The organism is Streptomyces sp. NBC_01260 (assembly GCF_036226405.1).
GTDB lineage: Bacteria > Actinomycetota > Actinomycetes > Streptomycetales > Streptomycetaceae > Streptomyces > Streptomyces laculatispora.
The window spans coordinates 2,634,916-2,648,785 of sequence record NZ_CP108464.1 but is presented as its reverse complement, the minus strand read 5'-3'; the positions used below and the strand labels follow the sequence as shown (position 1 = coordinate 2,648,785).

The following is a 13,870-nucleotide window of genomic DNA, read 5'->3' as shown; positions in this document are numbered from 1 at the left end:
CCGCGGAGCCGACGCCGCGGGTCCCTTCCCACACGTACGCAACTGCCTCAAGGAGACACCGGACATGACCCCCCAATACCTCGCACCGGCAGCCCGCCGTCGGCACCCAGGGGGCGCGCGATGAGGGTGCTGCTGCTCGGAGCCAACGGATTCCTCGGCCGGTTCGTCGCCGACCGGCTGCTCGCCGACCCCGCCGTACACCTCACGGCGCTCGGCCGAGGCGACGACGCCGACGTACGGTTCGACCTCGCCGGCGGCAGCCCGGGAGCGCTCACCCGCTTCCTGGACGCCGTCCACCCCGGAGTCGTCGTCAACTGCGCGGGCGCCACCCGCGGCGGGGCTCGCGACCTGACCCGCCACAACACCGTCGCCGTCGCCACCGTCTGCGAGGCGATGCGGCGCAGCGGCTGCACCGCCCGCCTCGTCCAGGTCGGCTGCTCCTCGGAGTACGGACCCTCGCAGCCCGGCTCGTCCACCGCGGAGGACGCCATCCCCCGCCCCGGCGGCCCGTACGGCGTCAGCAAGCTCGCCGCCACCGAACTCGTCCTCGGCTCCGGCCTCGACGCGGTCGTGCTGCGGGTCTTCTCGCCGGTCGGCCCCGGCACCCCGGCCGGTTCCCCGCTCGGCCGGCTCGCCGAGGCGATGCGCCGCGCCATGCAGTCCGGTGACGGCGAGCTGAAGCTCAGCGGCCTCGGTGTGCAGCGCGACTTCGTCGATGTGCGCGATGTCGCGCGCGCCGTGCACGCCGCCTCGCTCTCCGCCGCCCAGGGGGTCGTCAACATCGGCACCGGCCGGGCCGTACGGCTCCGCGACGCCGCCGCCGTGCTCGCCAAGGTCGCCGGATACGGCGGCGCGCTCCACGAGCTGGACGCACCCCCCGCCCGGCTGCCCATCGGCGCACCCCGTACCTCCACCGAATCGGTCATCGAGCACCTTTCGGCCACCCCGTCGCCCTACCCGGACGGCTGCGGCGCCTGGCAGCAGGCCGATGTGCGCACCGCCAGGGACCGGCTCGGCTGGCGCCCCCGGATCAATCTGGAGGAGTCGCTCGCCGACATCTGGATGGAGGCGGCGTGCCGTATCTGACCAGTACCGGCACGGCCCGCAGGACCAGTGGCGCCGAACAGCTCGGCTTCGGCGTCCCGGGCTACGCGCACCCGTTGCTCGCGCCCGTCGAATGGGCCGAGCTCAGCCGCCCCGGCACCCCGCTGCACTGGGCCGTCCTCGATATCGACAACGGCCCCGGCACCCGTCCCGACCCGCACTGCCTGGAGGCCGCGGGCCGGCTCCGTAACGCCCGCGAACGGGCCGTGCACGGCGAGGAGGCGCCGGACTCCGTACGGGCCTCGGCCGGCCGGCTGCTCGGCCGGCTCGATCTGGCCTTCGGCGACCGGCCCTTCGACGCGCTGATCACCGACGCCCGGTCGTTCCTGGACTGGTACCGCGTCGACGGCTTCTACCTCGACCGGTGCCCGGCCGGGCGCCCCGACCTCCCGGCGGTCCGCAGGCTCACCAGCACGCTCGCCGCGCTCCTGGCGGACAGCGACAGCACGCGGGACGGCGGACACCTGGTGCTCGGGCACGACACCCACCCGTATCCCGGCTACGCCGAGGCCGCCGACCAGCTCGTCACCTTCCGCGGCGCGTGGACGGACTACCGCTGGTCGCAGGTGGCGGAGTGGACCGCCGCCTACCCGCCCGGCCGGTTCGCGCACTTCGTGCACGGCGTCCCGCGCAGCCATCTGGAGGAGGCGATGCGCATCGCACGCTGGCAGGGTGCCGGGACGATCTTCTTCACGGACCGCACCGGAGAGCCGGATCGGGCGAACAGGCGCGGACAAACCGATCCATTCGCGACGCTGCCCAGGTACTGGGACGAAATTGTCTCGCGGATCGGACCTGGTATCTCGGAATGAGAGGGGGCGTGGCAGTGTTACGGCAAGAACAACCGTACGTAGCCGAAGTACGTAGAAACCGACCACCTGCATTGTTGAGGTTCCTGTGTCGCTGCCACCCCTGGTCGAGCCAGCTGCTGAGCTCACCGTCGACGAGGTCCGCAGGTACTCCCGCCACCTGATCATCCCGGATGTCGGGATGGACGGGCAGAAGCGGCTGAAGAACGCGAAGGTGCTCTGTGTGGGCGCCGGCGGTCTCGGCTCGCCGGCCCTGATGTACCTGGCCGCCGCCGGTGTCGGAACGCTCGGCATCGTGGAGTTCGACGAGGTCGACGAGTCGAACCTGCAGCGCCAGATCATCCACAGCCAGGCCGACATCGGCCGGTCCAAGGCCCAGTCCGCCAAGGACTCGGTGCTGGGCATCAACCCGCTGGTGAACGTGGTCCTTCACGAGGAACGGCTCGAAGCCGAGAACGTGATGGAGATCTTCGCGCAGTACGACCTGATCGTGGACGGCACGGACAACTTCGCCACCCGCTATCTCGTCAACGACGCCGCGGTGCTGCTGAACAAGCCGTACGTCTGGGGCTCCATCTACCGGTTCGACGGTCAGGCTTCCGTCTTCTGGTCCGAGCACGGTCCCTGCTACCGCTGCCTCTACCCGGAGCCGCCGCCCCCCGGCATGGTTCCGTCCTGCGCCGAGGGCGGCGTGCTGGGCGTGCTCTGCGCGTCCATCGGCTCCATCCAGGTCAACGAGGCCATCAAGCTGCTCGCCGGAATCGGCGACCCGCTCGTCGGCCGGCTGATGATCTACGACGCCCTGGAGATGCAGTACCGCCAGGTCAAGGTCCGCAAGGACCCCGACTGCGCGGTCTGCGGCGAGAACCCGACCGTCACCGAGCTCATCGACTACGAGGCCTTCTGCGGCGTCGTGTCCGAGGAGGCCCAGGAGGCGGCGCTCGGCTCCACGATCACTCCCAAGCAGCTCAAGGAGTGGATCGACGCGGACGAGAAGATCGAGATCATCGACGTCCGCGAGCCGAACGAGTACGAGATCGTCTCGATCCCCGGCGCGAAGCTGATCCCGAAGAACGAGTTCCTGATGGGCAACGCCCTCCAGGACCTCCCCCAGGACAAGCGCATCGTGCTGCACTGCAAGACCGGTGTCCGCAGCGCCGAGGTCCTCGCGGTCCTCAAGTCGGCGGGCTTCGCCGACGCGGTGCACGTCGGCGGCGGCGTGATCGGCTGGGTCAACCAGATCGAGCCCGAGAAGCCGGTGTACTAGAGCCTGACCGTCTGTTCCGGAGGGGCCGGCCCGCGTCGTGCGGACCGGCCCCTCCGGCGTGTCCGCCGTGCTGCCCTACGAGCAGGTCTTGCCGTCCGCCGGGACCTTCCCGTCCAGGAAGTACGTGTCGACCGTCGACGTGACGCAGGTGTTCCCGCCGTAGGCGCCGTGCCCCTCGCCCTTGTTGGTGAGCAGGACGCCGACGCCCTTGCCCAGCTCGTCCGCCATCTTGCGCGCACCCTCGTACGGCGTCGCGGGGTCGCCCGTCGTCCCCACGACCAGGATCGGACCGGCGCCCGGAGCGCTCGCCTCCGGGGTGTCGTGCTCACCCTTCACCGGCCAGTCGGAGCACCAGCCCGCGGTGTCCCAGGCCAGGAACGCGCCGAAGACCGGGGACAGCTTCTCGAACTCGGGCAGCAGCGCCTTGGCCTCGGCCGCCGTCGGCCGGGCCCTGCTGTCCGCGCAGGAGATGGCCCGCTGCGAGTGGCTCTCGGTGTCGTAGTGGCCCTTCCCGTCGCGGCCGTTGTACGAGTCGGCCAGCTGCAGCAGCATGCTGCCCCGGCCGCCCTCCGCCTCGTCCAGCGCCTGGGTCAGGAAGGGCCAGTTGTCCTTGGAGTAGAGCGGCATCACTATGCCCGTGAGGGCCAGTGACTCGTTGAGCTCACGGGACGTACCGGTCGGCAGCGGCTTCCTGTCGATCCGCGCCAGCAGCCGGGCGATGCGCCGGGTGCCCGCCTCCGGGGCCTGGCCACGGTCCTTGAGGTAGTTGTCCAGCGCCCGCTGGAAGCCGGTCGTCTGGTTGCGGGCGTGCCCGACGGTGTCCGCCGTGGGGTCGACGACGCCGTCCAGGACGGTGCGCCCGACGTTCGCCGGGAAGAGGTGCGCGTAGGTGCCGCCCAGCTCGGTGCCGTACGACATGCCGAAGTACGTCAGCTTCCGGTCGCCGAGGACTTCGCGGATCAGGTCCATGTCCCGGGCGGCGTTCGTCGTGCCGACGAACGGCAGGACCTTGCCCGAACGGCGCTCGCAGCCGGCGCCGAAGTCCGCGCCGTCCTTCATGAACGCCGCCTCCTCCGCCGCCGTGTCCGGAGTCATGTCCACCTCGCGGTTGGCAGTCTCCTGCTCCCGGTCGGAGCGGCACCGCACCCCGGCGCTCCCGGCCACCCCTCGCGGATCGAAGCCCACCAGGTCGTAACGGGTGTTGAGCTTCCCGTACGAACCGGCGGCGCGCGGCAGGATGGAGACCCCCGAACCGCCGGGGCCGCCGAAGTCGAACAGCATCGAGCCCAGGCGCCGGCCCTTGTCCCGGGCCGCCTTGCGGATCAGCGCGATCCCGATCGTGGCGCCGTCCGGCTCGGTGTAGTCCAGCGGAACGCGGACCTTCGCACACCGCCAGTCCGAACCCGGAGCGGTCCCGCCCTCGGGGGCCTCGCAGCGGTTCCAGTCCAGGCGCTGCGAGGTGAGCGAACCGGGCAGTGCCGGGAGCCGCACCGGCTTCCCGCTCGCGGTGGACGAGGCCGCGGCGGACGGCGAGGCGGCCGTGCTGCCGTCAGCCCGTTTGCCGGGCTTGTCGTCCGCGGAGTCCTCACAGCCCGCGAGCACCCCCGTCAGCAGCAGCGCGGCGGCGGCCAGCGCCCCGGCCCGTGCGTATGAGACCACGTGTGCGTCCCTCCCCGTTGTGCCCGCCCGGTCGACAGTCCGCCCATCGTAGGACGGCGTCCGGACAGCCCTGGGGCCTCTCGTTTGGATCATGCCGGGCTCGCGGGGTCCGGTGCGCACATCTGCGGCGTTGTCGTCGGTCGCCAATGCTCCGCATTGACTCCCTCCTCCGCCTTGCAGCTGCACGCGCCGGACTCGCGGGGTCCGGTGCGCACATCTGCGGCGTTGTCGTCGGTCGCCAATGCTCCGCATTGACTCCCTCCTCCGCCTTGCAGCTGCACGCGCCGGACCCCGCTCCCTGATCCGGCCTGATCCAAACGAAAGGCCCTACCCGCAGACCGTCCCGGCGGCCGGCACCTTGCCGTCCAGCAGATAGCCGTCCACCGCCTTCTGCACACAGGCGTTGCCGCTGTTGTACGCACCGTGCCCCTCGCCCTTGTACGTCATCTCCACGCCGACGCCCTTGCCCAGCTCGTCGGCCATCGCCCGCGCGCCCTTGTACGGGGTCGCCGGGTCGCCGGTGTTGCCGATGACCAGCTGGGGGGCCGAGCCCGGGGCGCTGACGTCGGGGTGGTCCCAGGCGCCCGCCACCGGCCAGCCGGTGCAGGCCATCAGGCCCCAGCCCAGGTAGTCGCCGAAGACCGGCGAGGCGGCGCGGAACTCGGGGAGCTTCGCCCTGGTCTGCTCCAGGGTGAACCGTTCCTTGGAGTCCGCGCAGTTGATGGCCGTGTTGGCCGCGGCGGAATTGTCGTAGTGGCCGTTGTCCGAGCGGCCGTTGAGGGAGTCGGCGAGGGCCAGCAGCAGCCCGCCGTCGCCGCCGTCGGCCTCGTCCAGGCCCTGCTCCAGCAGCGGCCAGGTCTCCTTGGAGTACAGGGCCGAGGCGATGCCGGTGGTGGCCTGCGTCTGCGTCAGCTTCCGTGCACCGAGCCCGGACACGGGCTTCTTCTCCAGCCGGCCCAGGAGATCGGACACCCCCTGCTCGACCTCACCGGCGTTGGAACCCGGCAGTTTGCAGGCGTCGCCCCGGTCCGCGCAGTCCTTGGCGAAGTTGTCCAGCGCGAGCTGGAACCCCTTGGCCTGGCCCAGGGAGGACTGCTCGGCGTCCTCGGTCGGGTCCACCACCGCGTCCAGCACCGACCTGCCGACGCTCTTCGGGAACAGGTGCGCGTAGACACCGCCCAGTTCGGTGCCGTACGAGATGCCGAAGTAGTACAGCCGGTCGTCGCCCAGCACCTGACGCATCAGGTCCATGTCGCGGGCGGCGTTCGTCGTCCCGACGAAGGGAAGCTCCCTGCCCGAGTTCTTCTCGCACGCCGCCGCGTACGTCTTCGTGTCGTCGGTGAACGCCTTCTCCTCGGAGGCGTCGTCCGGCGTCCCGTCGGCCTGGTAGCGCACGTCCAGCTGCTTGTCGTTCTCGCACGTCACCCCATCGCTGCGGCCGACCCCGCGCGGGTCGAAGCTCACCAGGTCGTAGCGGGTGCGCAGCTTGTCGTACTCGGTGCCGAAGGCGGGCAGGGTGGCGACGCCGGAGGAGCCGGGGCCGCCGAAGTTGAAGATGAGCGAACCGATCCGCTTCTTCCGGTCCACGGCCTTCGCGCGGACGAGCGCCAGTTCGATGGTGCCGCCGTCGGGCTCGGCGTGGTCGAGCGGGACCTTCATCACGGAGCACTCCCAGACGGCCCCGCCGGGCAGCGGGGACGGTGCGGCGCCGCCGCCCTCCGCCTGGGACGGGGCGGGGCAGTGCTTCCACGTCAGCTTCTGGGTGGCGAGGGCGGACGGCCCGGAGCTCCCGTCGGCGGCCGCCGCGTGCGGAGAGTCCTCCGACCGGTCCGGTGCGTCGTTGTCACCGCCGTCCGAGCAGCCGGTGAGCGGAAGCAGCACGGTCACGGTGGCGGCGAGGGCCGCGGCGCGCAGGGCAGGGGAGGTCCTCATCGCTCCATCGTGCGGCGGGGGCCGGGCGGGTGCACGGGGCGCCGGTCCAAGCGGGTGGCCCCCGCCCGGACCGCCGCCGCCCCGGAGCTTCTAGAGCTCGCCCTTGCGCGTCAGGTGGTTGAAGCAGATCCAGCCGGGAAGCACCGGCAGCCACAGCGTCATCAGCCGGAACAGCAGCACCGCCGGGGCCGCGACCTCCTTCGGCAGGCCGACCGCGATCAGACCCAGCGTCAGCGCCGTCTCGACCGCACCCATACCGCCGGGGGTCGGCGCCGCCGAGCCCAGCGCGTTACCGGCGAGGAAGACCACCGCGATGCTCGCGTAACTGAGGTGCGGGGTGTCCGGACCGCTGAACGCCCGGACCGAGGCGTCCAGACACATCACGAACAGGCCGGTCAGCAGCAGCATCCCGCCGATGCCGGTGAGCAGCTTCTGCGGACGCTGCACGACGTCGAGCATGCGCGGTACGACTCCGGCGAACAGCGACCGCACCCGGGTCACCACGAACTTCCGCAGGAACGGGATCGCCGTCACCACCAGCACCAGTACGGCGACCGTCAGCAGCCCCGCGATCACGGTCCTGGACGGGGTGAGCGAGGACGGGGTCTTCTCGGTGCCGGTCAGATAGCCGAAGGCGCCGAGCAGCAGGATGTGGCAGCCGAGGCCGAACAGCTGCGAGGCGCCGACACTCGCGACCGCGAGCCCCGGGCGTACGCCGGAGCGTTGCAGGAACCGCGTGTTCAGGGCGACACCGCCGACCGCGGCCGGCGCCACGATCTTCACGAACGACCCGGCGATCTGCGCCAGCACCGTCTTGCCGAACGGCACCCGCTCGGGCACGAAGCCCAGCAGGCTCATCGCGGCCGCGACGTAGCTGAGGGCGGAGAAGCCGACCGCGGCCGCCACCCAGCCCCACTCCGCCTGCTCGACCACCGCACCGAAGTCGGCCTGGGTGAACTGCGAGATCAGGAAGTACGCGGCGATGGCGCCCGCGATGAAGCTGAGCAGGGTGCGCGGTTTGATGCGCTCCAGACGGACCGGCTCGACCGGCGCCTGCGGCCGGATCAGCAGTACCTCCCGGCGGATCTGGGAGAGCAGGTCCTCCTCGCGGGCCTCGTCCAGCGCGTCGTCGAGCGCCCGCTTCTCGGCCTGCTTCTCGGTACGTACCGATTTGCGGACGGCCTTTCGGTCCGCGTCCTCGGGGAGCTCCGCGCCATGGGTACGGGCCCGCTTGGCCGCGTCCGACGCGTCGAGCACCGCCTCGCGCTCCCGCTGCGACCGCTCCCGGGCGAGTCTGCGCAGATGCGCCCGGGTGGAGCGGCTGAGCGCGATCGGCTGGAGCAGCGGCAGACAGTCCGCGACGGTGTCCGGACCGACCACCGCCAGCGCGGCGGCCACCGCCCGCTCGGCGCCCACCCGCAGACCGGTCGTGGTGAGCAGCTGGGCGACGTCCATCCGCAGAACCAGATCGCCGGCCGCGATCTCGCCGCCCCGCAGATCCGTGACGAACACCTTGCCGGAACGATCCACCAGCAGGGCGTCGCCGGTGAGCCTGCGGTGCGCGATCCGCCGCGACTGGAGCGCCTGCACCTGGCGCCAGGCGCCGCGCACCAGGTCGTCGGTGATGTCGGCGTTCTCCAGGGCGTCCAGCGAGCGCCCGCCGATGTGCTCGTACACCAGCATCACGGCGTCGGGGCCCAGCTCGGAGGTGGCGATCAGCTTGGGGGCGTTGGCCCCGGCGGCGATCGCCGCGTACGCGAGCAGCGCCTCCTGCTCCAGCGCCTGGCGCAGCGACTGGATGGAACGCCGCTGGGTGATCCCGCGCAGGGTGAGCCTGCGCCACACCCGGTAGAAGAAGCCCTGGGCCTGCTGTTCCCGGTCGACGACCGTCACATCGAGCGGTGGGCCGTCCTCCAGGGAGACCAGATAGCGGCGTCCGCGGTCGTTCTGGTCGCCGGCGTCGGGGTCGTCGTCGGCCCGCATCGCGGTGACGGGGCGGAAGCCGACGTGGCGCAGACCGGCCATCAGATGCTGACCGGTGGGCCGGACGTTCGGCGAGCCGACCGCGTACAGCGTGCCGTACGCCACCGTCCAGCCGATCAGTACCGTCAGGATGATCGAGAGCGGTGTCGTGTAGCCGCCGACCAGCATGGCGAACGCGTCGAGCAGCAGCACCACCCACAGCACGACCCGCCAGCGCGGCCGTCTCGCCATCCCGACCGCCGTCATATAGGCGATCACGGGGGCGAGATAGCCATGTACGGGATCGGTGAGCGCGTCACCGGGCGCCGGCTGGGTCAGGGCGTCCTGAATGGTTCCGGAGGCGGACTTGGCGACCCACAGGTCCGCCGCGAGTGTCACCCCGTGCGCCAGGACGGCGGCCAGCACACCGTCCGCGATGCGCAGCCCGTCCCGTTTGATCAGCCGCTCGATGGCGAAGGCGACCGGCACGAGCAGTACGGCGATGCTGGAGACCAGACCGGCGATCTTGATGAGCATGTCGGGCGCCTGGCCGGTGCCCTTGTTGATGTCCGCTTCGAGACCGGTGGTCGTGCCGTGGGCGAACGCGGCGACGGAGAACACCACGACGATGGCCAGGACGCCGATGAGGAGCCGCAGCAGGTCGGAGGGGCGGTGCACCCGGGCGGGGAGCAGGGGTTCGTCCCCGGAGACGCTTTCGGACAGTTCCTCTTCGGCGGTCGAGAGCGTCGAGCCGGCCGGGCTCCCGGAAGGCTTCTCCGGATCGGTGTCCGCGTCCGGCCGGGGCCCCTCCGGGCGTGGCTCGGCATCAGAGGCGTCGGCCGCCTTCGGTGGCTGCACGCCCTGCTCCTTCGTCGCCTCTGATTGGTCTTCGTGTTCTCGTATCACCGGTCACCGCCCGGATGATGGTGGCACGGCCCGCGGGCGGAGGAGGGCATCAGGGTGTGATGCAGGGGCGCTGCGAAGCGCAAGATACGCCCCTTTTCCGCTGGGCGCACGCTCCGTGTCCGGCCGGACACGGAATCGGCCGTGCTGTCGGTGGCGTAGGGCAGGATGAGCCGGATGAGCGAAAACCCGACGAGCGACGCGTTGCCGGAGTACGCGGAGCGCGTGCTCGATGTCGCCGAGCTGATCCCGCCCGGCCGCGTCATGACGTACGGCGACATCGCGGAGTGGCTGGGGGACGGCGGCCCGCGTCAGGTCGGGCGGGTCATGGCGCTGTACGGGGGAGCGGTGCCGTGGTGGCGTGTGGTGCGCGCCGACGGGGCGCTGCTGCCCGGCCACGAGCTGCGTGCGCTGAATCACTACCGTGAGGAGAGCACTCCGCTGCGCGAGGCCCCGCGGAATGCGGACGGTCACGTTCCGCGTCTGGACATGAGACGCGCGCGGTGGGACGGCGTGGCCGACGGAGCGGCGGGCGACAGGACGGGCGGTCCGGGAGCGGACGGCGGCGGGGGTGCTCACACCTGACAGACTCGGCCATCCGGTGGCGCATCGGGCGGAGCCGGGCCCGTACGGCGTACAGGAAGCGTGACGCGCGTACGGTGCGGGCCCCGCTGTCCCCACGGCGGTCGCCGTCCGGGCGGAACGTGACGATCCACGCAGTGCTCCCGCCGCAATCGGGCCCGCCGCCGGAGTAGCGTCGTCAGTTCGCGGCAGGTGCCGCGCCCTCACCATCAGCACACCCACCAGGACCGGCGACCCACGTGAGCTCCTCCTCCACCACCCGGCACAGTCCGCACCGTCAGGCACGGCGGGGGACCACGGGCGCGTACCGGCTGGTGCGTACCCTGCCGGGCTCCGTGGATCCCCCTCTCCTGGACGCGGCGCAACGCGCGGTGGTTGACCACTCCGGCGGGCCGCTGCTGGTCCTCGCCGGACCGGGCACGGGCAAGACCACCACGCTCGTCGAGACCGTCGCCGCGCGCGTCGCGCAGGGCGCCGACCCGGCCCGCATCCTGGTCCTCACCTTCAGCCGCAAGGCCGCCGTCGAACTGCGCGACCGGATGGCCGCCCGGCTCGGCGCCGTCCGGGGCCCGCAGGCCACCACGTTCCACTCCTTCTGTTACGCCCTGGTCCGCGCCCACCAGGACGCCGATCTCTTCGCCGACCCGCTGCGGCTGCTCTCCGGGCCGGAGCAGGACGTCACGGTCCGCGATCTGCTGGCCGGCCAGCTCGATCTGGAGAAGCAGGGCCACGCCCACATCCGCTGGCCCGACGAGCTGCGGGCCTGCCTGACCACGCGCGGCTTCGCCGACGAGGTACGCGCGGTGCTCGCCCGCAGCCGTGAGCTGGGCCTCGGCCCGGACGCCCTCGCCGACTTCGCCCGGCGCACCGGCCGCCCCGACTGGAGCGCCGCCGCCGAATTCCTCGCCGAGTACCTCGACGTGCTGGACGCCCAGGGGGTGCTGGACTACGCGGAGCTGGTCCACCGCGCGGTGCTGCTCGCCGAGCGGCCCGAGGTGTCGGCGCTGCTGGCCGGCCAGTACGACCTGGTGTTCGTCGACGAGTACCAGGACACCGACCCGGCGCAGGTACGGCTGCTGCACGCACTCGCCGGGAACCGGGGGAGCGCCCCGGGCGGCGGCGGTGGCCGGAACCTGATCGCGTTCGGCGACCCGGACCAGTCGATCTACGCCTTCCGGGGCGCCGATGTGAACGGCATCCTCGACTTTCCCGAGGTGTTCCGGCGGGCGGACGGCGCTCCGGCCCCGGTCGGCGTCCTCACCACCTCCCGCCGCTCCGGCGCCGGGCTGCTGGCGGCCACCCGGCTGCTGACCCGGCGGATGCCGCTGACCCGGCTGCCCTCGGCGAAGGTCCGCGCCCACCGGGAGCTCGGCGCGGTCCGCGAGGGCGGCGGCGTCGAGACGTACACCTACCCGACCGCCTCCACCGAGCTCGACAACATCGCCGACCTGCTGCGCCGGGCGCATCTGGAGGACGGGGTGCCGTGGCACGAGATGGCGGTGCTGGTCCGGGCCGGCGGCCGCTCGATCCCCGCGGTGCGCCGCGCCCTGACCTCGGCGGGCGTTCCGCTGGAGGTCGACGGCGACGACCTGCCCCTGCGCCACGAACCCGCGGTGGCCCCGCTCCTGACCGCCCTGCGCACGGTGGCGACGGCGGCACTGCACCGGGGCGCGGGTGCTGCTGACTTCGCGGAGGCTGCCGCCGCTGGCAGCGCGCATCCGGACGAGGCTTCCGCCGACGAGGCTCCCGCCGGGCCGCAGGCCTGGCTCGACACCGAGACCGCGCTGGCCCTCCTCGCCTCGCCCCTCGGCTCCATGGACGCCGCCGATCTGCGCCGCCTGGGCCGGGCCCTGCGCGACGAGGAGCGCGCCGCCGGGAACCGGGTGCCCGCGCCCTCCGGCGACCTGCTCGCCCTCGCCCTGGCCGAGCCGGAGCGGCTCGTCGCGCACGATCCGGCGTACGCCCGCGGCGCCCAGCGCCTCGGCGCACTGCTGCGCACGGCCCGCGAACTCCTGGAAGGCGGCGGCACCGCCGAGGAGGCCCTGTGGGAGCTGTGGTCCGGCACCCCCTGGCCGGGCAGGCTGGAGCGCGCCGCCCTGCGCGGTGGTGCGGGCGGCCGCAACGCCGACCGCGACCTCGACGCGGTCTGCGCCCTGTTCGACACCGCGGCCCGCGCCGAGGAGCGCACCGGCGGCCGCGGCGCGCTCAACTTCCTGGAGGAGGTCGATGCCCAGGACATCGCCGCCGACACCCTCTCCCGGCGCTCCGCCCGGCCCGAGGCCGTACGGCTGATGACCGCGCACCGGTCCAAGGGGCTGGAGTGGCGCGTGGTCGTCGTCGCCGGGGTGCAGGAAGGCCTCTGGCCCGACCTGCGCCGCCGCGGCTCGCTGCTCGAAGCGGACCGGATCGGCCACGACGGTCTCGCCGAACCCCTCACCCCCGGCGCCCTTCTCGCCGAGGAACGCCGGCTCTTCTACGTCGCGGCCACCCGCGCCCGCGAACGCCTCGTCGTCACCGCCGTCAAGGCACCCGCCGACGACGGCGACCAGCCGTCCCGCTTCCTCACCGAACTCGGCGTCGAACCCCGCGACGTCACCGGCCGTCCCCGCCGCCCCCTCGCGGTCGCGGCCCTCGTCGCGGAGCTGCGCGCCACCACCGTCGACCCCGACGCGTCCGACATCCTGCGCGAGGAGGCCGCCCACCGCCTCGCCCGGCTCGCCGCGCTCACCGACGACGAGGGGCAGCCGCTCGTACCGTCGGCCCACCCCTACCGCTGGTGGGGCCTGTACGAGCCGACCCGCTCGGCCGTCCCGCTGCGCGACCGGGACCAGCCCGTGGCCCTCTCCGGCAGCGCGCTCGACCAGCTCGCCAACACCTGCGCGCTCCAGTGGTTCCTCGGCCGCGAGGTGAAGGCCGATGCCCCGGCGACCGCCGCCCAGGGCTTCGGCAACGTCGTCCACGTACTCGCCGACGAGGTGGCCTCCGGTCGTACGCCCGCCGACCTGGCCGTCCTCATGGAGCGGCTCGACTCGGTCTGGGACGGGCTGGTCTTCGACGCCCCCTGGAAGTCGCACCAGGAGAAGGAACAGGCGCGCGTCGCACTCGAACGCTTCCTGCGCTGGCACGTCATGGACCGCACCGGCCGCACCCCGGCCGCCAGCGAGCACGACTTCGACGTGACGCTGGAGGCGGGCGAGTACGAGGTGCGCATCCGCGGCTCCATGGACCGGGTGGAGCGGGACGCCGAGGGCCGGGCCTACGTCGTGGACTTCAAGACCGGCAAGCAGTCCCCGACGAAGGACGAGGTCGCCCGCCACCCCCAGCTCGCCGTCTACCAGCTGGCCGTCCGGGAAGGGGCGGTCGACGAGGTCTTCGACGGCCGGCGCCCCGAGTCCGGCGGCGCCGAACTCGTACAGCTGCGCCAGCCCGCCCCGAAGAAGGAGGGCGGTGACGCCGTCCCCAAGGTGCAGGCCCAGCAGCCGCCCGACACCGAGTGGGTCTCCGACCTGCTGGCGACCGCGGCGGGCCGCGTCCTGGACGAACGGTTCACCCCGACGACCGGCCAGCACTGCACCCACTGCACCTTCAGGGCTTCGTGCAGCGCCCAGCCCGAGGGCCGGCACGTCCTGGAGTGAACCGGCCCGGCCGGGTG

8 protein-coding genes are annotated in these 13,870 nt (G+C 72.6%); 5 read left to right on the top strand and 3 right to left on the bottom strand.

Going from position 1 to position 13,870, the window contains the following annotated elements:
- Nucleotides 1–120: 120 nt before the first annotated feature.
- The 3 genes from OG322_RS11310 (at nt 121) to moeZ (ending at nt 3,180) form a co-directional block, all read left to right on the top strand.
- Nucleotides 121–1,086 (top strand): NAD-dependent epimerase/dehydratase family protein, encoded by a 966-nt coding sequence (locus OG322_RS11310; protein ID WP_123461504.1) that lies wholly within the window; start codon nt 121–123, stop codon nt 1,084–1,086.
- Nucleotides 1,074–1,916 (top strand): spherulation-specific family 4 protein, encoded by an 843-nt coding sequence (locus OG322_RS11305; RefSeq protein ID WP_123461505.1) that lies wholly within the window; start codon nt 1,074–1,076, stop codon nt 1,914–1,916. The genes OG322_RS11310 and OG322_RS11305 overlap by 13 nt, the downstream gene beginning before the upstream one ends.
- Before the next feature lie 85 nt (nt 1,917–2,001).
- Nucleotides 2,002–3,180, top strand: coding sequence for an adenylyltransferase/sulfurtransferase MoeZ (gene moeZ, locus OG322_RS11300; protein ID WP_123461506.1), 1,179 nt, complete (start codon nt 2,002–2,004; stop codon nt 3,178–3,180).
- Nucleotides 3,181–3,255: 75 nt separating this feature from the next.
- Here moeZ and OG322_RS11295 read toward each other — a convergent pair whose 3' ends face one another.
- The 3 genes from OG322_RS11295 to OG322_RS11285 form a co-directional block, all read right to left on the bottom strand.
- A complete protein-coding gene (locus OG322_RS11295) occupies nt 3,256–4,839 on the bottom strand; it encodes an alpha/beta hydrolase (protein ID WP_124284983.1) in 1,584 nt (527 codons plus the stop codon).
- A 327-nt stretch (nt 4,840–5,166) separates the two neighbouring features.
- Entirely contained in the window at nt 5,167–6,771 is a 1,605-nt protein-coding gene (locus tag OG322_RS11290) for an alpha/beta hydrolase (protein ID WP_329306374.1), read from the bottom strand.
- Nucleotides 6,772–6,861: 90 nt separating this feature from the next.
- Entirely contained in the window at nt 6,862–9,591 is a 2,730-nt protein-coding gene (locus OG322_RS11285) for a lysylphosphatidylglycerol synthase domain-containing protein (RefSeq protein WP_123461509.1), read from the bottom strand.
- Nucleotides 9,592–9,813: 222 nt separating this feature from the next.
- On the opposite strand from OG322_RS11285, the gene OG322_RS11280 reads away from it, so the two are divergent.
- Nucleotides 9,814–10,221, top strand: coding sequence for an MGMT family protein (locus tag OG322_RS11280; protein WP_123461510.1), 408 nt, complete (start codon nt 9,814–9,816; stop codon nt 10,219–10,221).
- A 236-nt stretch (nt 10,222–10,457) separates the two neighbouring features.
- Entirely contained in the window at nt 10,458–13,853 is a 3,396-nt protein-coding gene (locus tag OG322_RS11275; protein ID WP_266410996.1) for an ATP-dependent helicase, read from the top strand.
- Nucleotides 13,854–13,870: the final 17 nt, after the last annotated feature.

Excerpts from the sequence above, each read along its gene's own strand:
- OG322_RS11310 (WP_123461504.1), top strand. The coding sequence starts at position 121 with ATGAGGGTGCTGCTGCTCGGAGCCAACGGATTCCTCGGCCGGTTCGTC.
- OG322_RS11280 (WP_123461510.1), top strand. The coding sequence starts at position 9,814 with ATGAGCGAAAACCCGACGAGCGACGCGTTGCCGGAGTACGCGGAGCGC.
- OG322_RS11290 (WP_329306374.1), bottom strand. The coding sequence starts at position 6,771 with ATGAGGACCTCCCCTGCCCTGCGCGCCGCGGCCCTCGCCGCCACCGTG.